The following is a 23,085-nucleotide window of genomic DNA, read 5'->3' on the forward strand; positions in this document are numbered from 1 at the left end:
ATGACCGACGAAAGCAAACCCGTGCTGACCGGCGGCTGCCAATGCGGCGCCATCCGCTACGCACTGACGACGGCGCCGAACAAGGTGAGCATCTGTCACTGCCGGATGTGCCAGAAGGCATCAGGCGCGCCGTTCGCGTCGTTCGCCGAAATCGATCGCGAGAACTTCGTCTGGACACGCGGCAAGCCGGCCACGTTCCGCTCCTCCTCGATCGCCGAGCGCGACTTCTGCGCCGCCTGCGGCACCCCGCTGAGCTTTCACCGCATCGATGGACCGCGCATCGAGATCATGACGGGCACCTTCGACCGGCCAGACCGCGTGGTACCGACGCGGCAATATGGCTCGGAATCCCGGCTCGGCTGGGTGGTCGCGATTGCCAATCTGCCGAGCCAGACCACGCAGCAGAACTACGGCCCGGAAAAGATGGCGACCATATCAAGCCATCAGCATCCGGATCATGATTGAGAGATGAGGACGCCGGGCAATGAGCCGCATTCCTGATTTCACCGCCATCGCGTTCGAGCCAACGGCCGCCCCCGCGCCTGCCGGCCACGCCGAGCCATGGCTGACGCCCGAGGGCATTCCCGTCAAGCCGGCCTATGGCGAGGCCGATCTCGCCGGCATCGACTTCCTCGACACCTGGCCCGGTATCGCGCCCTATCTGCGCGGCCCCTACCCGACCATGTATGTCAACCAGCCCTGGACGGTCCGGCAATATGCCGGCTTCTCCACGGCGGAGGATTCCAACGCGTTCTACCGGCGCAACCTCGCCGCCGGGCAGAAGGGTCTCTCGGTCGCGTTCGACCTCGCCACCCATCGCGGCTATGATTCCGATCATCCGCGAGTCGGCGGCGACGTCGGCATGGCCGGCGTCGCGATCGACTCGATCTACGACATGCGCACCTTGTTCGCCGGCATCCCGCTCGACCAGATGAGCGTGTCGATGACCATGAACGGCGCGGTGCTGCCGATCCTGGCGCTGTTCGTCGTCGCCGCCGAAGAGCAAGGCGTGCCGCCGGAGAAGCTGTCGGGCACCATTCAGAACGACATTCTGAAAGAGTTCATGGTGCGCAACACCTACATCTATCCGCCGTCGCCCTCGATGCGGATCATCTCCGACATCTTTGCCTTCACCTCGCAGAAAATGCCGAAGTTCAACTCGATCTCGATCTCCGGCTACCATATGCAGGAGGCCGGCGCGACGCAGGATCTCGAGCTTGCCTACACGCTCGCCGACGGCGTCGAATACTTGCGCGCCGGCATCGCCGCCGGCCTCGACGTCGACCGCTTCGCACCACGACTGTCGTTCTTCTGGGCGATCGGCATGAACTTCTTCATGGAAGTCGCCAAGCTGCGCGCAGCGCGGCTATTGTGGGCGAAGCTGCTGAAGCCGTTCAATCCGAAGGACCCGCGCTCATTGTCGCTGCGCACCCACAGCCAGACCTCGGGCTGGTCGCTGACCGCGCAGGACGTCTACAACAACGTCGTACGCACCGCCGTCGAGGCGATGGCCGCGACCCAAGGCCATACGCAGTCGCTGCATACCAACGCGCTCGACGAGGCGCTGGCGCTGCCGACCGACTTCTCCGCGCGCATCGCCCGCAACACCCAGCTGTTCCTGCAGCAGGAGAGCGGCACCACGCGCATCATCGATCCCTGGGGCGGTTCATATTACGTCGAGCGACTCACCCGCGATCTCGCAGCGAAAGCCTGGGGCCATATCCAGGAGATCGAGGAGCTCGGCGGCATGGCCAAGGCGATCGAGGCCGGCGTGCCGAAGCTGCGCATCGAGGAGGCTTCGGCCAAGACGCAAGCCCGCATCGACACCGGCCGGCAGTCGGTAATCGGCGTCAACAAGTACAAGCCCACGGACGAGCCGCCGCTCGATGTCCTCAAGGTCGAGAATTCGACCGTGCGCCGGCTGCAGATCGACAAGCTCTCGCGGCTCCGTTCGGAGCGCAAGCAGGCTGATGTGGACGCCGCACTCGCCGCGCTCACCCGCTCGGCCGGCGACGGCAACGGCAACCTGCTGGCGCTGGCGATCGATGCCGCCCGCGCCAAGGCCACCGTGGGCGAAATCTCCGACGCGCTCGAGAAAGTGTTCGGCCGTCACCGCGCCGAGATCAAGTCCATCACCGGCGTCTACAAGCGGGAGATCGCCTCGATGTCGGGCAAGTCCGAGAAGCTGCAGGTGCTGATCGAGGCGTTCGAGGAGGCGGAAGGGCGCAGGCCGCGCATCCTCGTCGCCAAGATCGGCCAGGACGGCCATGACCGCGGCCAGAAGGTGATCGCGTCGGCCTTTGCCGATCTCGGCTTCGACGTCGACATCGGGCCGCTGTTCGCCACCGCCGACGAAGCCGCCCGGCAGGCGGTCGAGAACGACGTGCACATCCTTGGCGTGTCGTCGCTCGCCGCCGCGCATCTCACCGCGGTGCCGGAGCTGAAGGCCGCGCTGAAAAGCCAGGGCCGCGAGGACATCATGATCATCATCGGCGGCGTCGTGCCGCCGCAGGATTACGACGCGCTTCTCAAGGCCGGCGCCGAGGCGATCTTCCCGCCCGGCACCGTGATCGCCGACGCCGCCGAGGAGCTGATCCACAAGCTCAATGCGCGGCTCGGGCACAGCGAGGCGGCGGAGTAGCTTTCATTTCCACGCATTGCGCCTGACATCTTGACGCGCGGCTCCGAGTGGTCGCGCGGTCCGCCTGGGCGGCGCCGAACCTTTACGGCACCTGGGCACACGAACGACCAGGAACCGGATCATATTTCCCATGCATTCTGCCAGATTGTCTTTCGCTGTTCTCCTGCTCGGCCTTCTATCGTTGTCCTCCGCGCTGGCCGCCGAATCCAAGCCCGACGCCACCATCAACACCAAGGCGCTCGAGGCCAATGTGACGCTCGATTCCCAGATCAAGGCCGACGCGCCGCTCGCCGCCTATTGCCTCGCCGACGGCAGGAAGTGGATCGACAAGCAGGCCGGCGATGCCGCCAAGGAGCGCAAGCAGGATCCGCAAGCATTCCACGACGGCAAATGGTCGTTCGAGCGCAAATATTCCGTCCGCTCGGTGGTGGCCGACCGCTATGTCAGCATCATCAGGGACGACTACATGGACACCCGCGCCGCGCATCCCAACAGCGACGTCAACACCATCCTGTGGGACCGGACCCAGAGCAAGCCGATCAGCATCCGGCCGTTCTTCGCCGAGACGGCCGACAACGGTCCGACCATGACCGCGATGCTCAACGCGGCGATCGCCGCACTCAAGGCCGAGAAGAAGAAGCGCGGCGCAGCCGATACCGCCACCGCCGAGTGGTTCAAGGACCTTCAGCCCACGCTCTTGAAGATCGGCGCCGTGACGCTGGCGCCGTCAACCCTGCCCGGCAAGAGCTCCGGACTCACCTTCCATTATCCGCCTTACGCAGTCGGCCCCTATGCCGAGGGCCAGTACGTCGCGTTCGTGCCATGGGAGACGCTGAAGCCGTATCTCAGCTCCGAGGGCCAAACGATCTTCGGCGGTGCCAGGCCGAAGGGCGACGCGGAAGAGAATTGATCTCCCGCAGACGTGCAAGAAGGCCTTGCGTCCGCAGGCCGGGGCCACGGCCGGCGGATCAAAGCGAGCACCTCAGGCCGGACGCGCCAGCGCTCTGGCCAGCGAATGGGTCCAGTCGGGGATCCAGGACTGGAACAGCGCCTGCCAGCGGTCGGCATCCTGCGGTTCGGCCTCGAGTGCCACCGACCATTCGATGAAGGTGCGATTGCCCTGCACGATTTCGCGCAGGCTCATCGTGCCTTCATAGCGCACCGGCGACACCGGCCGGGACGCAAGCTCGTCCGGAAAAGGCAGCGGTTCGATGCCGGCATAGGTCAGCGAATGCGCGGCATCGGAATGGGCCACAAGGCGCTGGCGGACCCAGAGGCCGAGGTAGCAGAAGCGCCTGATCGCACCGACGTCGTCGCCGCGCCTGTCGTCTTCGATCACGCTTTCGCTGACGCCCTCGATATAGGCCGGGTAATTGTTGAAGTCGCGGATCAGCGACCAGACTGTGGTCAGGGGATGATCGAGAACGGCGCTGTAATAGGCTGCGGTCATGGTCTTTTCCGTCCGTTGAAGGCGTTCGACCATGGCGTTCAGGGAGCGCGCAACCCACCCGATTTCCGAGCGGCCGGCGACGGTCATGCCGTTATCCCCGATACCCTCGCCTCGCCCGCGCAGCCGTTGTAAACCAAAGCATGAGCCCGCCGAAGAACGCCGCCCCGGATATCGCCACCTTAGCCCATGACTTGCACGCCGGCAGCCGCGCCGCGCTGGCGCGCGCGATCACGCTGGTCGAGAGCCGCCGCGCCGATCATCAGGCGGCGGCGCGCGAGCTGGTGCAGGCGCTGCTGCCACAGACGGGGAAAGCGATCCGCGTTGGCATCACCGGTTCGCCCGGCGTCGGCAAGTCGACCACGATCGATGCGCTCGGCATGTACCTGATCGAGCAGGACCACAAGGTCGCGGTGCTCGCCGTGGACCCCTCCTCCGCACGCACCGGCGGGTCCATCCTGGGCGACAAGACGCGGATGGCACGGCTGTCCCATCACGAGCACGCCTTCATCCGGCCCTCGCCGTCGTCGGGCACGCTCGGCGGGGTCGCCGCCAAAACCCGCGAGGCGATGCTGCTGTGCGAGGCCGCGGGCTTCGACGTGGTCCTGGTCGAGACCGTCGGCATCGGCCAGTCCGAGACTGCGGTCTGCGACATGACCGATTTCTTCCTCGCTTTGATGCTGCCGGGCGGCGGCGACGAGCTGCAGGGCATCAAGAAGGGCCTGGTCGAGCTCGCGGACATGATCGCGATCAACAAGGCCGACGGCGACAACGTCAAGCGCGCCAACATCACCGCCGCCGACTATCGCGGCGCGCTGCATCTGCTGAGTCCGCGCTCCGAGCACTGGCATCCACCGGTCGTGACCTATTCCGCAATGGCGGGTGCCGGCATTGCCGAGCTCTGGCAGAAGGTCCTCGACCACCGCAAGGCGATGATCGCTTCCGGCGAGTTCGCCGCGCGCCGCCGCGACCAGCAGGTGAAGTGGATGTGGACCATGCTGGAGCAGCGCCTGATGGCGCGGCTGCGCACCGATCCATCCATTCGCGCGAAGGTGAGAAAGCTCGAGACCGACGTCGCGGAGGGTCGCGTCGCGCCGGCGCTCGCGGCCGAGCGCCTCGCGGAGATGCTGGCATGAGCGAGCCGCTTCGTATCCTGCTGACCGGCTTCGGGCCGTTTCCCGGCGCGCCGTTCAATCCGACCATGCCGCTGGTGAAGCGGCTGTCGGAGCTTCGCCGTCCCGCCTTCGACGACGTCAGCATCACCAGCCATATCTTTCACGTCACCTACCGCACCGTCGATCGCGAGCTGCCCGAGCTGATCGCCGAACGACGCCCGCATGCCCTCTTGATGTTCGGACTCGCCGCGCGAACGTCCTATCTCCGGATCGAGACGCGCGCCCGCAATGCAGTCACGACCACCTTCCCCGACGCCGACCGCAATGTCGCGCGCAAGGGCACCATCGTCGCGGGCGCGGCTGCGATACCGTTCGGGCCGCATACGGAGCGGCTGCTGCGCGCCGCACGGGCGACGGGGATCGACGCGCGGCCATCACGCGACGCCGGCAGTTATCTCTGTAACTATCTGAGCTGGCGAGCGATCGAGGCTACCAGAGCCGTCGAGGGGCCGCGGCTCGCTTCGTTCATTCATATTCCCCCGCTGCCGAGGGCAGGCACGTCGTTGCCGCACGGCAGCTCGCGCATCACGCTGGAGGCGCTCGTCGACGCCGGCGAGGCCGTGCTGATGGAGCTGGTGAAGCTGACCCGTCAGGCATGTCACCGGACGCCGTGATCCGATCGAGTCGTTATCGGTCTGCTCGCCGCCCGTGCATACTGACAAGAAAAGAGCGGAGGCAGAACGATGAAACTGGACATCGATACCGCGCCGATTCTGGCGGGTTCGCGTTACCCCGACGGCTTCAATGATCAATGCCGGGACATGTTTCGACGCCGGCTGGCGAAAGCCGCGGGCCTGACGCAGGTCGGCATCAATCTGTTGGAGCTGCCGCCGGGCGCCTGGTCGAGCCAACGGCATTGGCACACCCAGGCGGAAGAATTCGTCTATGTCGTCGACGGCGAGGTCGTGCTGGTGACCGAAGGGCGCGAGGACATCCTGCGGCGCGGCGATTGCGCTGCTTTTCTACCCAATGATGCCAACGGTCATCATCTGCAGAACCGATCCCAGACCATCGCACGTGTTCTGGAGATCGGTTCGCCTGTGACCCGCAACGATGAATGCCACTATCCGGACATCGATCTTCACGCCACAGCGTCCGGCCATTTCCATAAGGACGGGACGCCGTACTGATCAGGGCCCGACGTCAGACGCTCCAGCGGCGCCGACCGCCAAATCCTCCGCCGATCAGGCGCAGGATGAGCAGCAGAACCACGGCACCGATGAAGGCGTTGATGATCGCGGCGACAATTCCGACGCCGAGATGGATGCCGAGCTGCGGCAACAGCCAATTGCCGATGAAGGCGCCGACGAGGCCAACCAGCAGGTCGCCGATCAGGCCGAAACCACCGCCCTCCATGACACGTCCCGCCAGCCACCCGGCGACGATCCCGACGAACACGATAACCAGTAAGCTCTCATTGGATAGATGCATGACCCTCTCCTCGTCGATCCATTATGGGATCAATGTCGGCGAGTCCTATTGGTTCCCTCGGGAGAGGCTCACCCGTTCGACGGGCAACCAATGCCAGCGGCGATCCGATGTGAAGCTTTAACCCTACCTGCAACTATCCCAGGCGCCGGCGCTCATCCTCAGCATCAGCATTGAGGCTTTCCGCTTAAGTCACGGCAGCACGTCATTTTTGCGCGAGGCGCTGACCATGGACGTCCATCGCCGCCGCCTTCTGGCTGGATCGGCTGCCGGTGCCGCCGGGGCAGTGGCCTTGCCGGTGAATGCCGCATGGGCCGCCCCCTTGATCTCCACGCTTGGCCGCGATGCCACGCAATATGGCGTCAAGCCGAACAGTCCCGATGACCAGACCCGCGCGCTGCAGCGCGCGATCGACGAGGCGGCGCGCGCGCAGATGCCGCTGGCGCTGCCGCCCGGCACCTATCGCAGCGCGATGCTGCGCCTCGCCGCAGGCAGCCAATTGGTCGGCGTTCGCGGCGCAACCAGGCTCGTCTTCTCCGGCGGCGGTCCATCCCTGCTATCAGCAGAAGGCGCCGACGGCATCGGCATAGCCGGCGTGTCGCTCGACGGCGGCGCCATCGCCCTGCCGCCGCGCCGTGGTCTGCTGCATCTCGCTGGCGTCCGCGACGCCCGCATCGTCGATTGCGAGATCACCCGGTCCGGTGGCGCCGGCATCTGGCTCGAACAGGTGTCGGGCGAGCTCAGCGGCAACATCCTCACCGACATCGCCTCGACCGCCATCGTATCGTTCGACGCGCTCGGCCTGATCGTGGCGCGCAACACCATCAGGGGCACCCGCGACAACGGCATCGAGATCCTGCGCACCGCGCTCGGCGACGACGGCACGATGGTGACAGACAATCGCATCGAGGACATCAAGGCCGGCCCCGGCGGCTCCGGCCAGTACGGCAACGCCATCAACGCCTTCCGCGCCGGCAACGTGATCATCAGCGGCAACCGCATCAGGAACTGCGACTACTCGGCGGTGCGCGGCAACTCGGCGTCCAACATCCAGATCGTCGGCAACAGCGTCACCGACGTGCGCGAGGTCGCGCTCTATTCGGAATTCTCGTTCGAGGGCGCGGTCATCAGCGGCAACACGGTGGACGGCGCCGCGTTCGGCGTCTCCGTCTGCAACTTCAACGAAGGCGGCCGTATCGCGGTCGTCCAGGGCAACGTCATCCGCAACCTGATTCCAAAGCGGCCGATCGGCACCGCGCCCGACGACGAAGCCGGCATCGGCATCTATGTCGAGGCCGACTCCTCCGTGACCGGCAACGTCGTCGAGAACGCCCCGTCCTACGGCATCGTCGCCGGCTGGGGCCGCTATCTCCGGGACGTCGTCATTTCCGGCAACGTGATCCGCAATGCCCTGGCGGGCGTCGGCGTCTCCGTCGTTCCAGGCGCCGGCACGGCGATCGTCAGCAACAACATGATTTCAGGCACGCCGCGTGGCGCCGTGATCGGCCTCGATCACATCAAGGCCGTTACCGGTGACCTGACCCAGGAGAACGCGCAGCGATTTGCGCAGTTGAGCGTCAACGGCAACGCCGTCCCACGATGATCGCTCAATAGGCGTGCGCCAACGCCGGATAGCGGCGCTCGATGGCATCGAGATCGACCATGGGCTCGTGGTCTTCCACCTCGTGGCCGATGCCGATGCTCAAAGCCTGCTCCAGCGCGGCCATGTCGATGCGCGGCGCCGCAGCGGTCGGCTCCGGCGCGATGTCCTCCTCGACCACGTAGTCCGGTTCGATGACGTAGTCCGGTTCCAGATCATCCCCGGCCAGCTCGATCTCGGCCTGAACAATGATTTCGGACTCCGCAAGGATGGTTTCGAGCGAGCGCGGCAGCTCGATCGGGCGATACGCGATCGTCTCCGACACCGCCGGGCGCGTCGGCGCCGGTGGGACGGCCGCGACCACGGACGGCGTCTGGCTGGGCACGATACTGACCGCCTCGGGTTCGACGGACAGCGCCTTCCAGGCCTGCACCGCGGCCTTGGCATGCCGGATATCGTCCAGGAGAGATTGCTCGGTGTAATAGCGGCGCCACCGGCCGCTCTGGAACAGTTCGGTCAGATGGTCGAGCCGCCTTTCGGCGAGCGCGCACCAGCGTGCAGCCAGTTCGCGGCTGCAAGCCACGTCCGGTCGATGTGTCATTTAGGAGCCCGTGAGAAAAGGGACGGACGCACTCGGCACGAATCAACGCAACGTGACGGGATTATTTTGTGGAAAAGGTTAATAAAGTCTAGCTAACGCCATCTTCTTTGGGCGCCAAACCGTAGTTGTTCGGAATTCCTGGCGCATTTTTTCGCCCCGGCCGTCGCATCTCACAACGTCAGCGCGATGCTGCACGGCGACAAACAACCCGACGATGCAGAGCCGTCCAAAAATGAAAGAGCCGTCCGGGGGGACAACCGGACGGCTCGAGCCATATGGGCGCTTGGGGTGGATGGGCGCTCGCGCCGTATATAGCCTGGGGAGGGGATCACCGCTCCCACATACCTTCTGTCGTGACCGCCCCGGCACACGTTCAAAACGAGGGTGGGAATTTTCCAGCGTTCACGAAAACGTTGACGGCGTCTCTGCAGCTACTGCTGGGCTGGCAGCAGCAACGTGCCGCCGGCAGATTCACGCGAGGCCGAGGCGGCCGATGCCGGACGCAGCTCGCGCGCCGGCGCAGCCTCCTGCCCCATGTCGCGCGGCAGTTCCACCGACGGAGCGGCCGACGCCGCCGGAGCATCCTGTGGCGACACCACCGCCTGGACCGCCGCCAGGGCATCCGCCTCGCCTGCCCCGAACAGATCGTCCCGCCCCGGCGATCCCAAATCGCGTGCAGTCCTGGTCAGCACGGTGCGGACCGTCTCCGGCTTCAGTGCCGGATTGCGTTCCAGCACCAGGGCCGCGAGCCCGCTGACATAGGCCGCGGAAAACGAGGTCCCGGAAATCACCTGATACTTGCCATCGGGCGCGGGCAGGAAGATGTCGGCGCCGGGTGCGGCGAGCGCGATGTAGTTGCCGCGGTTCGACGCCGGCAGCAGCTGATCCCTGGTATCGGTCGCGCTGACCGCGATGACGTTCGGATTGGCGGCGGGATAGAGCGGCGGCGACGTCGCGCCGGCATTGCCGGCCGCGGCGACCATCACGATGTCCTTGGCCGCGACGGCCGCAATCGCCCGCTCGAGCAACGGGTCCTTCGGGCCGGCGAAGCTCATATTGACGATCTGCGCGCCATGCAGCGCGGCGTAGTCCAGCGCCTTGAGGATCACATAGGAGCTGCTCTCAGGGCCGCCACTCTTCTTGCCGACACCGAAGGCACGGATGGCGATGATCCGCGCATAGGGCGCGCTGCCCATCAGCCGCGCATGCGACACGATCACGCCGGCGATGCCGGTGCCGTGGACCTGCGGACCTTCGTCGGCGCCGAGTGCATCGAAAGCATCGAACGACGCGTCGACGAATTCCGGGTGCTTGAGATCGATGCCGGAATCGATCACCGCGATCGTGACGTTCGAGCCCTGCACCAGCCTGTGGGCTTCGGGCAGCCGCAGCTTTGCCAGCGCATATTGGGCTGGATCGCCTTCTGCTCGAGGCGACATCTGCTCCTGCAGCGCATAGCGATAGTTCGGCTGCACCGAGCGCACGTCTCGAGCCGACGCGAGGGCGCGGCTCACCGTCTCCACGGATCGGCGGTCGGTCATGCGGAACAGGCCGATGGTCGCGTCGATCAGCGGAAAGGCCTGTGAGCTGACACGCTGCAGACGATGGCGGCGCGCGAGCGCGTCGGCCTGATCAGTCGAGAGGCTGCCGTCGATCTCGACGACGAGCTCGTTGGCGATGGTCTTGGGATCCGCGGCTGCGGCCGGCTCGCGGCGTTGCCCCGCCTTGGCCAACTTGCCCTTTGCCGACTTGCCCTTCGATGTCCCCACAGCCGATCCGCCCTGGCCGGCCTCGGCCGCCAATGGCGGCCGGTCGAGACACTCACCCGATGCGCTGCGATCGGCCGGCCTGCACGCGGCCTGCAGGTTCGGCGAATAGCGCGCATTCGGCAGACTCGGGCGCACGGCAACGCCCGGCAGATGCGGCGGCGGCGCGCGCAGCGCTGCGCCGGCATTAATGCTTGGCGTCCGGCTCGGGATGTTCGTGACGGTCGGCGTCCGGCTCGGGATGTTGAGGGTGGGCGAACGCAGCATCGCCTGGGCCCGGGCGCGCAAATCGCCGCCCGCGAAGGCAGCCGCGGCGACTGCGCTCAACAACGCCAGAGATCTTACGGACCGCAACAACGCGCTGAACGACATGGAGCCTCCGAATGACCGCTCGGACGGCGCAGGCTATGGCGCAGCCACCGCGAGATTGACGATCTTCTCCCGTGACAGCCGTTCGATCAGGCCGTCGGCCTCCGCCTTCGACAGCGGCCGGTCGCCGAGCTGCAGCTTGAACAGGCCGCCCCTGGCACTTTCGAGGATCGACGCCTGATAGCCGTCCAGAAGCGCCGTGATGTCGGCAATGCGCGCATCGGGCGCGAACCGCACCAGCGCGTGCACCGGGGCAGCCGGCGCTGCCGGCTGCGGTCCGAGACCGCGGATCAAGGGAGCGGCGGGCGCCGGGGCTTCGGCCACGCGGGAACGCGCCATGCTCTCGGCCGCCCGCTCCGGCGGAGCCGGCGCAACGGCGCTCGGCGGCGGCGCAGCAACCTTGGGAGCAGCAGCGTCGGGCCTGGCCACCGGCTCACTGGCCGCAACCTTGTCCTGGCTGAGCGAGGCGGTCTGATAGGTCGCGGTCTGCGACCGCATCAGCACCGCGCTGATGACCCCGGCCTGCACAAGCACCAGAAGCGCGCCGAGGCTCACCGTCCAGGCCAATGTGCGCGGCGACAGGCTGTCGACGAAATCCATCAGGCGGGCGCGGACGCCGCGCGACACCGCCGGCTTCTGCACCGGATCCGCATCGATCGCAGCGAACAGCTTGTGCATCGCCCGCATCGACGGCGCACCGAGGCTTTCGTTGAGCGCGATGGTCTCGGCGTACTCGCTCTGAATCTCGGCGTATTGCTTGGCGAGTTCGGGATCGGCGGCGAGAGCCTCCTCGACGCGGCGCACGTCACGCGCGTTCAGCGTGCCGGCAGCGTACCACGGCAGCAGCAGTTCGATTTCACCGGGCTCGTACTCCAGCATCTTCTTGCCCAAAGCCATCATGGCCAGCCTCGCTCAATGCCGGCCGCCTTCAGGAGTTCGGCCAGTTTCTTTCGCGCATAGAACAGGCGCGTCTTGACGGTGTTCTCCGGAATTCCGACGATCTCGGCCACCTCCTCCACGGACTTCTCGTGGTAGTAGACGAGATCGACGATCTCCCGGTGGTCAGGCGAAAGCGCCGTCAGGCACTTGCGCAATGCTTCCCCGGTATTCTTCTTCTGGACCGCAACCTCCGGATCGTCGGACGTGTCCTCGATCGCATTCGCGGCCTCGTCTTCCAGCTCAACGTCCTTGCGGCGCCGAAGTGCCGAGAGAGCCTTGAACCGCGTGATCGCCAGGAGCCAGGTGGAGACGGCAGAACGGCCCTCGAACTTGCCAGCCTGACGCCACACATCGAGAAAGACCTCGCTGATGAGGTCTTCAGCAGCCTGTTCGTTCCGTACGAGCCTGAGCCCGAAACGGTACACCCTGACATGGTGCCGTCCGTAGAGCACCTGCATGGCGAGCCGGTCGCCTTGAGCGATCCGGGCAATCAGGGTTTCATCTGACGCCGCTGCTGTCACGCTCAATGGCCGTCTCGCAAAGTTGGTCGGGAGGAACGAGCTTGCGGTTCGAATACAACCGCAAAATTCTTGAAAATACCGGAAAGATACGTCCCCAAGTGTGAGCTGGCGCACAGACCTGCAGATTTTCGCGCCTCAGCCCGGTCGACGGCGACCGGTGTGTTCCCGCCTGCCATGTTGCGCCCAATCCCTGCCACGGCCGCTCCGGAATCCGTGAATTCCGGGCCACGGCAATACGCCCGCGTGTCGTCGTCCCAGTTGCATAGATACCAAAGCTAAAGGCTTTCCCACGTAGATTTTTGCCCGGCGATCCGATTTGCGAACAAATGGGCACCATGGCACCGCCTCTTTCGATACCGCTCGTTGCCGAGGCGGGCGGCTCGACGTCGCCTTCGCCGGCCGACCTGCGCGTCCGACGTGCCGGCCGGCGCCGCCAGATGCTGGCGATGACCGCAGGCTGCTACCTGATCGATGCGATCATCCTCCTGATCTATGCGCAGGCGGGCACCGTGCCGGTCACGATTGCGCCGGCCTACGCGGCAATTGGAATTCTCACCGTCGCCTTTTGGACCACGCTGTCGGAGAGCGGCTTCAACGACCGCTTCAGGGACCACTATCTGGTCGTGCCGCAATCGTTGATCAGCATGATGGTCACGGTCGCGTTCTGCTACATCGCGCCGGAAGTCAGCATCCTCTTCCTCTGCACCCTCTACATCGTCGTCGGCTTCAGCTCGCTCCGGGCGACCCCGCGCCAGACCGCGGTGTGCTGGACGTTCCTGGCGCTCGGGCTGGCCGGATTGTTCCTGCTGACCGACAAGCCGCTCGGCATGCCGCACGACAACGGGCTGGAGCGGCTCGCGACACTGCTGGTGTTCCTCCTCACCATCGCCGGCTGCATGTTCCTGGGCATCTTCTCGAGCGCGCTGCGCGAGACGCTGTATCAACGCGGCATGAAGCTGAAAGAGGCCTATCGCCGCATCGAGGAGCTGGCAGAGATCGACGAGCTGACCGGCGCGTTGAACCGGCGCTCCATCATGCAGGTGCTGGACGAGGCGATGGCGCAGGCGCGGCAGAACGGCACCCCCTGCTCGATCGTGCTGATCGATCTCGACTGGTTCAAGCGCATCAACGATGCGCATGGTCATCCGACCGGCGACGACGTGCTGCGGACCTTCGCCATCACGATGTTCGCCAACATCCGCGGCGGTGACCGTTTCGGCCGTTATGGCGGCGAGGAATTCCTGCTGGTGCTACCCGGCGCGCCGGCGGACGCCGCAACACGGCTCGCCGAACGCCTGCGCCAGATCATCGCCGGCCTCGACTGGAGCGCGTTCTCCGCCGGCCTGCAGGTCACGTTCTCAGCCGGGGTTGCGGCGCCGCGCGGCGACGAGACGACCGACTCGCTGCTCGCCCGGGCCGATCGCGCGCTCTACGACTCGAAGGCCCAGGGACGCAATCGCGTCACCAGCGCCTGACCGGGTCCGCAAATTGCCTCGGCCACGATGAGCTCGACACCCACACCCAACGAAAGCCTGCTCGACGAGCTGCAGGACACGCTCGCGCACGGCACCGTTGCGCGCAGGGTCGAGACCCTGCGCAGGGTGACGGACCTGTTCGTCGACGGCGCCGTCGACTTCGCCGAGGACCAGATTGCGCTGTTCGACGACGTCTTCGAATGCCTGATCGACCACATCGAGACCTCGGCCCGGGCGCTGCTCGCGACCCGGCTGGCGCCGCACGACCGCGCGCCGCCGCGGACGCTGCGCCGGCTGGCCGACGACGATGCGATCGAGGTCGCCGGTCCGGTGCTGTCGAGATCCGAACGGCTCGATGAGGCCGCGCTGATCAGGACGGCGCAGACCAAGAGCCAGGCCCATCTGCTCGCGATCTCGATCCGCCGCGTGCTGAGCCGGGCCGTCACCGACATCCTGCTGATGCGCGGCAACGACCAGGTGATCCACAGCACCGTCAGCAATCCGGGCGCGGATCTGTCGGGGCGCAGCTTCGACACGCTCATCGATCGCGCGGCGCTCGACGAGGGCCTGGCCGCATGTCTCGCGATGCGCCCCAACCTGCCGCGCCATCTGTTTCTGAGACTGGTGTCCAAGGCGTCCGCCACGGTCCGCGCCCGGCTCGAAGCTGCCAACCCCGATTTGGCGCAGGAGGTCTCTTCGGCGGTACGGACGGCGGGCCGGCGCGCGCGGTCGAGTGCGGTGGCACTGACCAGCCAGACGGAGATCGCGCACGCGCTGGTGCGCTCGCTGCATGCCGATGGCCGGCTCGACGACCAGCTGGTCGCGCGATTCACCGGGGCGCGAAAGTTCGACGAGGCCAACGCCGCGGTCGCCGCCATGGCCAACGTGCCGATCGCGGTGGCCGAGAGCATCATGATCGAAAGCCGCGCCGAGGGCGTGATGATCCTCGCCAAGGTCGCAGGCCTGTCATGGCCGACGGTCGAGTCGATCATCCTGATGCGGGATGAACTGGCGGGCGCGGCAGCGACCGATCTCGTCGCCAGCAGGGCCACCTATGAGCGGCTGCGGCGGTCCACCGCGCAGCAGGTGCTGCGCTTCCACCGCGTCCAGGAAGCCGCCACGCCGATGCGGGCCTGAGCTGGGCTCAGTAGCGCAGCACGCGCGCACCGATCAGGGCGCCGAGCCCGGCGACGATGAGCGTCGCGACGGTGTACCAGGTCGCGACGAACAGCGGCGAATCATCGACGCAATGCGCCGCATACAGCGTCGCGGCGACGCCGGCCGAGACGAGCCCGGCAATCGCGCCCGCCGTGGCAGGGCGCGACGGCGCGCCGTGGCGCAGGCCGAACAGCGAAGCCGCCAGAAGCGGCAGCGACAGCACCGGAATGGCGCTCACGCACAGCATCGAATTGTGGCCGACCAGCCGCGCCATCATCGGCGCCCGCTGCGGCAGCATCATCTCGACCGCGATGCCGCCGACGAGCACGACCACCGGCGCGATCAGCAGCCAGCTCCAGCCCTGCAGCGACGCCTCGGGCCGCGACAGATGCAGGCCGATCACCAGCGCCGGGATTGCCAGCGCCATGGTCACGACGAACTTCAGGTCGAAGAACGGATTGCGCACGGCGAGCCAGATGTCCGGCCGAATGCCGAGGCCGAGAAACAGCATCGCCGTCGACACCGGCGTCGCCGCCATCAGGGCCAGCGCCAGCACGATGCCGACCGGCTGCGCGTGTTGTGCATTGTCGGCGGCGAGCGAGCGGATGAGCTGATCGGTGTCCATGGTCATGCGTCCCGTAGCTTGGCCGTGAGGCTCGAGAGCGCACGATGCAGCGCCACCCGCACCGCGCCCTCGCTCATCGCGAATTTCTCCGCCGTCTGCTTGATCGAGCTCGCTTCCACCGCGATCGATTGCAGCACGTCGCGCTGCCGCTTCGGCAGCGTGTTGAGCTGCGCCTCGACCTCGCTGGCGGAGACGGTCGGCGCCGGCGGCTCGTCGGCCAGCGTCTCCGAGAAATCGTCGATGTCGACGAACACCCGCCGGCCGCGCCGGCGCAGCATGTCGATCAGCTTGTTGCGGGCGATCGCAAACAGCCAGGGCGCGAACGGCGCGTTCACGTCCCAGGTGTGTCGCTTCAGGTGAACCGCCAACAGAATTTCCTGCACGATATCCTCGGCCTGGTCGGGGGGCTGGCCGGCGCGCGCCAAGCCCCGCCGTGATGCGGCGCGCAACACGGGCGTGATCGCCTTCAGCAGACGATGATAGGCCTCGTCGTCTCCGGCGACGGCCTGACGCATCCAGCCCGTCCACTCGTCGTCACGTTCGCGCACCTGCGCTCCCACCCAACCAATTCGCCCAAACTTTCAGATTGTTACTCTGCGATGCAGCTGATCACTAGTTCGTGATCAAGGGCTTAGCCTCGGAACCATCCGAGTTACGCCACATCGCGAGCACGCCAGCCGGCAAGTCTCGGAACCGCTCCATAGCACCGAATCGCGCGTTGCAGGATCGGGTTTGTAGACGACGTCATAAAAGTCCGGCGCCGCCCAGCTTTCGCCCCCAGAGGCAGGAAGATACCCATTTTCTGCCCCGATCTCGACATGTGTGGGGGTCTCACTCCGCCCCGGGCTGGCAGGATGGGGAGACGACCAACGATGACGATCCAAGCCAGTGGACGTTCAGCATTGATCATTGCCGCCGCGTTCGTTCTGGGCCTTGTTGGCACTGGATTGTCGCACGCGGCCGAGACGCAGACCTACAGCCCGTTCCTGCCGGTCGGGTCGGACAGCGCGCCGCAGGCCAGGCAGGACGCCTTCCCGGCGCCGCCGCAGGCCGACGCCCAGGCTGCGCCTGCCGCGCAATCGGCCGACGCCGGCGACGCGGCACAGACCGAGGATGCCACCGTGAACCTCGTCACCGTCAGCAATGACGACAGTTCCGGCTGGGACAAGGCCTCGATCATCGGCAAGATCTTCATCGCCTGCGGCACCCTGCTGACGCTGGGCTCGGCCGCCCGGATGTTCATGATCTGAGACGCCGCACGGCGGTCCTCCTACTTGATGCGCAACCGTCCAGCGGGCACATTGCCCGCTGTTTTGATTTGCGGGGTGGGATCATGAGCGTTTACGAGCACATCATCGTCGAAGGCAAAGGCGCGGTCGGACTGATCACGCTGAACCGGCCCAAGATGCTCAATGCGCTGTCGTTCGGCGTGTTCGGCGAGATCGCCGCCGCCGTCGACGATCTCGAAGCCGACGACGCGATCGGCTGCATCGTGATCACCGGCAGCGAGAAGGCCTTTGCAGCCGGGGCCGACATCAAGGAGATGCAGCCCAAGACCTTCATCGACATGTTCTCGAGCGACTTCACCGCGATCGGCGGCGATCGCGTCGCGCGCTGCCGCAAGCCCACGATCGCCGCCGTGTCGGGCTATGCGCTCGGCGGCGGCTGCGAGCTCGCGATGATGTGCGACTTCATCATCTGCTCCGACACCGCGAAATTCGGTCAGCCGGAAATCACGCTCGGCACCATCCCGGGCATCGGCGGCACCCAGCGCCTGACGCGCGCGATCGGCAAGGCCAAGGCGATGGACCTCTGTCTCACCGGCCGCATGATGGATGCGGCGGAAGCCGAGCGCGCCGGCCTCGTCAGCCGCATCGTGCCGGCCGACAAGCTCATGGACGAGGTGATGGCGGCGGCCGAGAAGATCGCCGCGATGTCACGTCCCGCGGCAGCCATGGCCAAGGAGGCTGTGAACCGCGCCTTCGAGACCCCGCTCTCGGAAGGCATGAACGTCGAGCGCAACCTGTTCCACGCCACCTTCGCGCTGGAGGACCGCGCCGAGGGCATGGCGGCGTTCATCGAGAAGCGCAAGCCGGTCAACAAGAACCGGTGAGAGCGGCACGGTTCAGCCAGGCTGAATGCCCATCGTGAGATGAGCCCGACCGTCGCGGCACAGACGGTCAGCTCCCTCTCCCCGTTCTTCACGGGGAGAGGGTTGGGGTGAGGTGCAGGCGCACGGGTGGTGCGCATGGTGAGACCTGTACCCCCTCACCCGGATTGCATCTGCGATGCAATCCGACCTCTCCCCGCAAGCCGGGAGAGGTACATCGAGCGAGCAGCGAGACTGAGCCAAGTAGCTTGCAGCTGGACGGCGATTCGCGACGCACACCTGGGGCATCGCTCTCCACCCACCCACCCGCCTACCGCGCGGCCATGCCGCGCAGCACCGCGACCGTTGGTCTGTGGCGAGACCGCCACAACAAACCATGGAAAAGCCTGCCGAATTTCACACCGGCGGTTTGTGTGTGGCAGCCATCCGCCCTAAACAGGTAAACAACCGGTTAAGACAATGGGACGCGGCGGAGTCGGATGGTGGGTCGAGCCAAAGAATTTGGCGTCGGCAGGGTGCGTGCACGGCGGATCGGCCTTGGCCTGTCCATCGCCGCCAGCCTTGTCGCAGTCTGCTCGCCGGCACGCGCCGAAGATCTCGCGACCGCGCTGACCAAGGCCTATCAGACCAACCCGGCCCTCAACGCCGAACGTGCCCGGCAGCGCGCCACCGACGAGAACGTGCCGCAGGCGCTGGCCGGCTATCGGCCGCAGCTCATCGCGAGCCTTGGTGCCGGACTGCAGGCGGTGCGCAACCTGCTGCCCACCAACACGATCCAGACCGCAACCTTGAAGCCCTGGACCATCGGCGTGACCGTCACGCAGACGCTGTTCAACGGCTTTCGGACCGCCAACAGCGTGCGGATGGCGGAGCTGCAGGTGCAGTCGGGCCGCGAGGCGCTGCGCAATGTCGGCCAGGGCGTCCTGCTCGATGCCGTGACCGCCTACACCAACGTGCTCGCGAATCAGTCGCTGGTCGAGGCGCAGCGCTCGAACGTCGCCTTCCTGCGCGAAACGCTGTCGGTCACGCAACGCCGCCTCAACGCCGGCGACGTCACCCCGACCGACTCGGCGCAGGCGGAAGCGCGGCTGTCGCGCGGGCTCTCCGACCTCAACGCGTCCGAGGTCAATCTCGCCATCAGCCAGGCCACCTACGCGCAGGTGATCGGCATGACGCCGAGCCTGCTCCGCACAGCCGACCCGATCGATCGCCTGCTGCCGCGCAGCCGCGAGGATGCGACCGCGCTCGCCAGCAAGGAAAACCCGGCGGTGGCCGCCGCCAGCTTCGACGTCGACGTCGCATCGACCTCGATTCACGTCGCTGAGGGCGCACTGCTGCCGAGCGTGACCTTGCAAGGCAGTGTCAGCCGCAGCCGCGATTCGGATCAGACGCTCGGCACTTTCGGCACCGACCAGGCCTCGATCGTCGGCAGCGTCACCGCGCCGATCTATGATGGCGGCACCGCGGCCTCGCAAACGCGGCAGGCCAAGGAGGTCGCGGCGCAGAGCCGCCTCGTGCTCGATCAGGTCCGCAACCAGGCCCGCACCGCCGTGGTCAGCGCCTGGGTCGCCAATGAAGGCGCCAAGGTCGCCGTCAGCGCCTCCGAGGCCGAGGTGAAGGCCGCGACCGTCGCGCTGCAGGGCGTCTCGCGCGAGGCGCAGGGCGGCCAGCGCACCACGGTCGACGTCTTGAACTCGCAGGCCGACCTGATCCAGGCCAAGGCGCGGCTGATCGGCGCCCAGCGCGACCGCGTCATCGCCTCCTACACGCTGCTCAGCGCCGTCGGCCGGCTCGACGTCAAGAACCTCAATCTGAACACGCCGGACTATCTGCCGGAGGTTCACTACCACCAGGTCCGCGACGCCTGGCACGGCCTGCGCACGCCGTCGGGGCAGTAGGGCGCGATCGGCGCATCGTGAACAGTATTCCACGATGCTGCCACAAAGGGCCAATTGAGGCGCGAATAAGTGTCCCGATCGGGGAAGCATAATCGTGCCTTAATGAGGCCAATGCGGCGGGCTCACGAGGTCTTGTCGAGCCTCGCGGTCGTCAAACCACAGTGAGATGGGAGCGAGCGACCTCACCCTCCGCTGTCGTCCCGGGCAAGCCGGAACGGCGTGCCAGCGCCGTGGAGGCGCCGACCCGGGACCCATACCCCCAGGACGATGTGGTGGAACGAGATCGGAGCCACGCGTGTGCCGCCACACGACCTCCTGTGGTTATGGATCCCCGCGTGCGCGGGGATGACACCGAGCTTTTTGCGACGCTGTTCGCTCTTGCCCCCTGCTCCGCGCCGGTCCACCCTTCCTCGACAACACGCGCGTCACGCTCAACGCACGCGCGACATCCCGGGAGGATCACCATGCTGAACCGCCGCAGCCTGCTGCTAGCTTCGCTCGCCGCCGGAGTGACGACGGACACCACAGCCGTCCGCGCCAAGGCGGCGCAGCCTGCGACACCGGTCGATTTCGACGTGCCGGCCGGCGCCTGCGACTGCCACACCCACATTCACGGCGATCCGGAAAAATTCCCGTTCTTCGCCGGCCGCGTCTACACACCCGAGCCGGCCTCGCCGGAGGAGATGGCGGCGCTGCACAAGGCGCTGCACATCCAGCGCGTCGTGATCGTGACGCCGAGCGTCTACGGCACCGACAATTCGGCGACGCTGTTCGGCATGAAGGCGCGCGGCAACGATGCGCGCGGTGTCGCCGTCATCGACGACAAGACCACCGAGGGCCAGCTGGATGCGATGAACGCGGACGGCTTCCGCGGCATCCGCCTCAATCTCGCGACCGGCGGCATCAATGATCCCTCCGTCGGCCGCGCCCGCTTCCAGGCCGCGGTCGATCGCATGAAGGCACGCGGCTGGCACGTCCAGCTCTACACCAACACGCCGATGATCGCGGCGATCAAGGACCTCGTGCTGCAGTCGCCGGTGCCCGCCGTGTTTGATCATTTCGGCGGCGCGCAGGCCGCCCTCGGCCTCGAGCAGCCGGGCTTCGGCGACCTCGTCGAGCTCGTCCGAAGCGGTAAGGCCTATGTGAAGATCTCCGGCGCCTACCGCGCCTCGACGCGCGGTCCGGACTATCCGGACGTGATCCCGTTCGCCAAGACGCTGATCGAGGCCAATCCGGACCGCATCGTGTGGGGCACCGACTGGCCGCACCCGGATTCTTCGGCCCATCCCGAGCTCAAGGTCACCGACGTCAGGCCCTATTATCAGATCGACGACGGCCGCCTGATGAATCAGCTGCCGGTCTGGGCGCCCGACGCCGCGATCCGCAAGAAGATCCTGGTCGACAATCCGGCGAGATTGTACGGGTTTTGAGGGGTACGCTGTGTTAGTTAGTTGGGCGGGTTAGCGGAGCGTAACCCGCCCAACTACCCGTGGTCATGCGATGGCGGATTACGCCCCGCTAATACTACTGAGTCAAAAACGGCGCGGCTGCCCCGGAATGACGGCAAACCAATCTGGCCTGGCGGGTTCCTGAAGCACAGCCCCCCTGGCGCCGCCATCACCTCAAATCGCGCACCGCGCTCCGTTCATCCATCCGCCCCACCCGTGGTTTCAGCCGCGACAGCCGCCTCGCGTCGCGCGGCGGAAAACATGTCCCAGATCGCGATGAACATCGCTGCAATCACGGGCCCGATGACGAAGCCATTGAGACCGAACACCTCGATCCCGCCCAATGTCGAGATCAACACCACGTAGTCGGGCATCTTGGTGTCCTGTCCGACCAGGATCGGACGCAGGACATTGTCGACCAGGCCGATAACGAGGGCGCCATAGGCGATCAGAACCACGCCCTGCCAGATCGATCCGGTCGCGAGAAGATAGAGCGCGACCGGAAACCAGACCAGGCCCGCTCCGACGGCAGGAAGCAAGGACAGGAAAGCCATCACGACCGCCCATAGCAAGGACGCGGGGATATCGAGAAACCAGAAGATCAGGCCGCCCAGCGCACCTTGCGCCAGAGCGACGAGCAGACTGCCCTTCACCGTCGCGCGGATGACGACCGTGAACTTGAGCAGCAGCGCATTCAGTTGTTCCGGGCGCAGTGGAATGGCGTCCCTGATGCGCTTCGACAACGTCTCGGCATCACGAAGGAGGAAGAACAGCAGATAAAGCATGAAGAACAGATCGACGAACAGCTCGAAGGTGCCCTGACCGATATTGAGCGCCTGGCCTGCAAGGATCTGGCTGCCCTTCAGCAGGCCGGCCGACAGCTTGTCTTTCATCCCAGCCAGGCTGCCGAGCCCGAAACGGTTGAGCAGATCGACCACCCACGTGGGAAACGCGTCCAGCATTCTTTGAAAATATTGTCCGATGTCCAGCTCACCGGACTGAAGCTGTTTGTAGACACCGGACGCCTCCTGCGCCAACGACGCCGCAATCAGCGACAGCGGGAGAATGACAATCAGGACGACGAGCAACACGACCACGACCGCTGCAAGGCCACGACGTTCGTGAATCGATCGCGACAATCGACGATGAAGTGGCGCAAAGACGATCGCACCGATAACACCCCACAGAACGGCTCCGTAGAATGGCAGAAGGATCCACCCGAACGTCAGTGATATCGCGACGAGCAGGAGCAACAGGACTCTGTCTTCGAAGCTACGCATGTGGATTTCCTATCGGACCGGGAACACCACTTGGACCCGCCGCTTGATCTGCTCTACGCGGCGAATCGCTTGCCGCCAACACCGTCAACGTTCGAGTTGGCGTTTGGACTCGACGACCGTTCGTGTCGATGGATTCCGGACTGGGCCGCTGGCGTGGCGGCCCTGGAATGACGATCGGATACGTGGCGAAGCCGGGCGCCGAAACGCTGATTTTGCTCGCGCGTTCAATGACAAGCACCGCTTCAAGAGCCTGCGCGAAAAATAAATCGCTTCTGAAAATCAGCAAATCAGGCGTATGCTGCCCGCGTTCCGGTCCGGATGAGGGGCGTACGCGTCGTCACGATACGTTGGGCCGGCAATGCGGTGGACGTGAGAGCACCGACGCGCGTGATGCGCGGACGAACGATGCGCTTGCGGACGCGAAGTCGCGTGGTCCTGGCCTCCCGGTGCTGAGGCCAAGGTTGCGGAGTCTCGATGAACTCCGCGATCGACGGGGGCAAGAACGCCGGTCCCCGGGGAGAGCGCGTATAAGCGTTAAAACCATCGCGCGGGGAATGCCGGGATGTCTCGGCTGAACCTGTGGTGACCGCCGCGTGCACTTTCT

The 23,085-nt window shown here is 66.0% G+C and carries 22 protein-coding genes; 13 read left to right on the forward strand and 9 right to left on the reverse strand.

Going from position 1 to position 23,085, the window contains the following annotated elements; genetic code table 11:
- The 3 genes from LQG66_RS10970 (at position 1) to LQG66_RS10980 (ending at position 3,551) form a co-directional block, all read left to right on the forward strand.
- Positions 1–465, forward strand: a complete 465-nt coding sequence (locus LQG66_RS10970) for a GFA family protein (protein ID WP_231326239.1) — start codon at positions 1–3, stop codon at positions 463–465.
- A gap of 19 nt (positions 466–484) precedes the next feature.
- Positions 485–2,641 (forward strand): methylmalonyl-CoA mutase, encoded by a 2,157-nt coding sequence (scpA, locus tag LQG66_RS10975; protein ID WP_231326240.1) that lies wholly within the window; start codon positions 485–487, stop codon positions 2,639–2,641.
- Positions 2,642–2,771: 130 nt separating this feature from the next.
- Positions 2,772–3,551, forward strand: a complete 780-nt coding sequence (locus tag LQG66_RS10980) for an RsiV family protein (protein WP_231326241.1) — start codon at positions 2,772–2,774, stop codon at positions 3,549–3,551.
- A gap of 72 nt (positions 3,552–3,623) precedes the next feature.
- Here the strand turns inward: LQG66_RS10980 and LQG66_RS10985 are convergent, their stop codons facing one another.
- The gene (locus LQG66_RS10985; RefSeq protein WP_231326242.1) at positions 3,624–4,178 is read right to left on the reverse strand and encodes an SRPBCC family protein; all 555 of its coding nucleotides are present in this window, start codon (positions 4,176–4,178) and stop codon (positions 3,624–3,626) included.
- 53 nt (positions 4,179–4,231) lie between these two features.
- Between LQG66_RS10985 and meaB the strand changes: the two genes are divergently transcribed.
- The 3 genes from meaB (at position 4,232) to LQG66_RS11000 (ending at position 6,393) form a co-directional block, all read left to right on the forward strand.
- Complete coding sequence (gene meaB / locus LQG66_RS10990) at positions 4,232–5,224, forward strand: methylmalonyl Co-A mutase-associated GTPase MeaB (RefSeq protein WP_231326243.1); 993 nt, start codon at positions 4,232–4,234, stop codon at positions 5,222–5,224.
- The gene (locus LQG66_RS10995; protein ID WP_231326244.1) at positions 5,221–5,877 is read left to right on the forward strand and encodes a pyroglutamyl-peptidase I; all 657 of its coding nucleotides are present in this window, start codon (positions 5,221–5,223) and stop codon (positions 5,875–5,877) included. The genes meaB and LQG66_RS10995 overlap by 4 nt, the downstream gene beginning before the upstream one ends.
- A 69-nt stretch (positions 5,878–5,946) precedes the next feature.
- Positions 5,947–6,393: a cupin domain-containing protein gene (locus tag LQG66_RS11000; protein ID WP_231326245.1), complete on the forward strand. Its 447-nt coding sequence runs from the start codon at positions 5,947–5,949 to the stop codon at positions 6,391–6,393.
- Positions 6,394–6,406: 13 nt separating this feature from the next.
- Here LQG66_RS11000 and LQG66_RS11005 read toward each other — a convergent pair whose 3' ends face one another.
- Positions 6,407–6,694 carry a GlsB/YeaQ/YmgE family stress response membrane protein gene (locus LQG66_RS11005; protein ID WP_231326246.1) on the reverse strand — a complete coding sequence of 96 codons (288 nt, stop codon included), beginning with the start codon at positions 6,692–6,694 and terminating at the stop codon, positions 6,407–6,409.
- Positions 6,695–6,920: 226 nt separating this feature from the next.
- Between LQG66_RS11005 and LQG66_RS11010 the strand changes: the two genes are divergently transcribed.
- On the forward strand, positions 6,921–8,294 hold the full coding sequence (locus LQG66_RS11010; RefSeq protein ID WP_231326247.1) for a TIGR03808 family TAT-translocated repetitive protein: 1,374 nt from the start codon (positions 6,921–6,923) through the stop codon (positions 8,292–8,294).
- Positions 8,295–8,298: 4 nt separating this feature from the next.
- Here the strand turns inward: LQG66_RS11010 and LQG66_RS11015 are convergent, their stop codons facing one another.
- The 4 genes from LQG66_RS11015 to LQG66_RS11030 all read right to left on the reverse strand — a co-directional run bounded on the left by LQG66_RS11015 (position 8,299) and on the right by LQG66_RS11030 (position 12,493).
- Positions 8,299–8,892 (reverse strand): TIGR03809 family protein, encoded by a 594-nt coding sequence (locus LQG66_RS11015; protein WP_231326248.1) that lies wholly within the window; start codon positions 8,890–8,892, stop codon positions 8,299–8,301.
- A 431-nt stretch (positions 8,893–9,323) separates the two neighbouring features.
- Positions 9,324–11,030 carry a S8 family serine peptidase gene (locus tag LQG66_RS11020; protein WP_231326249.1) on the reverse strand — a complete coding sequence of 569 codons (1,707 nt, stop codon included), beginning with the start codon at positions 11,028–11,030 and terminating at the stop codon, positions 9,324–9,326.
- Positions 11,031–11,063: 33 nt separating this feature from the next.
- Positions 11,064–11,927, reverse strand: coding sequence for a hypothetical protein (locus LQG66_RS11025; protein WP_231326250.1), 864 nt, complete (start codon positions 11,925–11,927; stop codon positions 11,064–11,066).
- On the reverse strand, positions 11,924–12,493 hold the full coding sequence (locus LQG66_RS11030) for a sigma-70 family RNA polymerase sigma factor (RefSeq protein ID WP_231326251.1): 570 nt from the start codon (positions 12,491–12,493) through the stop codon (positions 11,924–11,926). Before LQG66_RS11030 ends, LQG66_RS11025 begins: the two co-directional genes overlap by 4 nt.
- Positions 12,494–12,813: 320 nt before the next feature.
- On the opposite strand from LQG66_RS11030, the gene LQG66_RS11035 reads away from it, so the two are divergent.
- Both LQG66_RS11035 and LQG66_RS11040 read left to right on the forward strand, forming a co-directional pair.
- The gene (locus tag LQG66_RS11035; RefSeq protein ID WP_231326252.1) at positions 12,814–13,962 is read left to right on the forward strand and encodes a sensor domain-containing diguanylate cyclase; all 1,149 of its coding nucleotides are present in this window, start codon (positions 12,814–12,816) and stop codon (positions 13,960–13,962) included.
- Between the two features lie 27 nt (positions 13,963–13,989).
- Complete coding sequence (locus LQG66_RS11040) at positions 13,990–15,099, forward strand: DUF2336 domain-containing protein (RefSeq protein ID WP_231326253.1); 1,110 nt, start codon at positions 13,990–13,992, stop codon at positions 15,097–15,099.
- A gap of 7 nt (positions 15,100–15,106) precedes the next feature.
- On the opposite strand, the gene LQG66_RS11045 is transcribed toward LQG66_RS11040, so the two are convergent.
- Entirely contained in the window at positions 15,107–15,745 is a 639-nt protein-coding gene (locus LQG66_RS11045; RefSeq protein WP_231326254.1) for an NrsF family protein, read from the reverse strand.
- A 2-nt stretch (positions 15,746–15,747) separates the two neighbouring features.
- On the reverse strand, positions 15,748–16,293 hold the full coding sequence (locus LQG66_RS11050; protein ID WP_256460613.1) for a sigma-70 family RNA polymerase sigma factor: 546 nt from the start codon (positions 16,291–16,293) through the stop codon (positions 15,748–15,750).
- 324 nt (positions 16,294–16,617) lie between these two features.
- Here LQG66_RS11050 and LQG66_RS11055 point away from each other — a divergent pair, with 324 nt between their 5' ends.
- The 4 genes from LQG66_RS11055 (at position 16,618) to LQG66_RS11070 (ending at position 21,183) form a co-directional block, all read left to right on the forward strand.
- Positions 16,618–16,995 carry a hypothetical protein gene (locus tag LQG66_RS11055; RefSeq protein ID WP_231326255.1) on the forward strand — a complete coding sequence of 126 codons (378 nt, stop codon included), beginning with the start codon at positions 16,618–16,620 and terminating at the stop codon, positions 16,993–16,995.
- A gap of 83 nt (positions 16,996–17,078) precedes the next feature.
- Positions 17,079–17,858 carry an enoyl-CoA hydratase gene (locus tag LQG66_RS11060; RefSeq protein ID WP_231326256.1) on the forward strand — a complete coding sequence of 260 codons (780 nt, stop codon included), beginning with the start codon at positions 17,079–17,081 and terminating at the stop codon, positions 17,856–17,858.
- A gap of 476 nt (positions 17,859–18,334) precedes the next feature.
- Positions 18,335–19,753, forward strand: a complete 1,419-nt coding sequence (locus tag LQG66_RS11065) for a TolC family outer membrane protein (RefSeq protein ID WP_231326257.1) — start codon at positions 18,335–18,337, stop codon at positions 19,751–19,753.
- Positions 19,754–20,217: 464 nt separating this feature from the next.
- Positions 20,218–21,183 (forward strand): amidohydrolase family protein, encoded by a 966-nt coding sequence (locus tag LQG66_RS11070; protein WP_231326258.1) that lies wholly within the window; start codon positions 20,218–20,220, stop codon positions 21,181–21,183.
- Between the two features lie 215 nt (positions 21,184–21,398).
- On the opposite strand, the gene LQG66_RS11075 is transcribed toward LQG66_RS11070, so the two are convergent.
- Positions 21,399–22,481, reverse strand: a complete 1,083-nt coding sequence (locus LQG66_RS11075; RefSeq protein ID WP_231326259.1) for an AI-2E family transporter — start codon at positions 22,479–22,481, stop codon at positions 21,399–21,401.
- Between the last annotated feature and the right edge of the window lie 604 nt (positions 22,482–23,085).

The sequence above is a fragment of the Bradyrhizobium ontarionense genome (assembly GCF_021088345.1).
Taxonomy (GTDB): domain Bacteria; phylum Pseudomonadota; class Alphaproteobacteria; order Rhizobiales; family Xanthobacteraceae; genus Bradyrhizobium; species Bradyrhizobium ontarionense.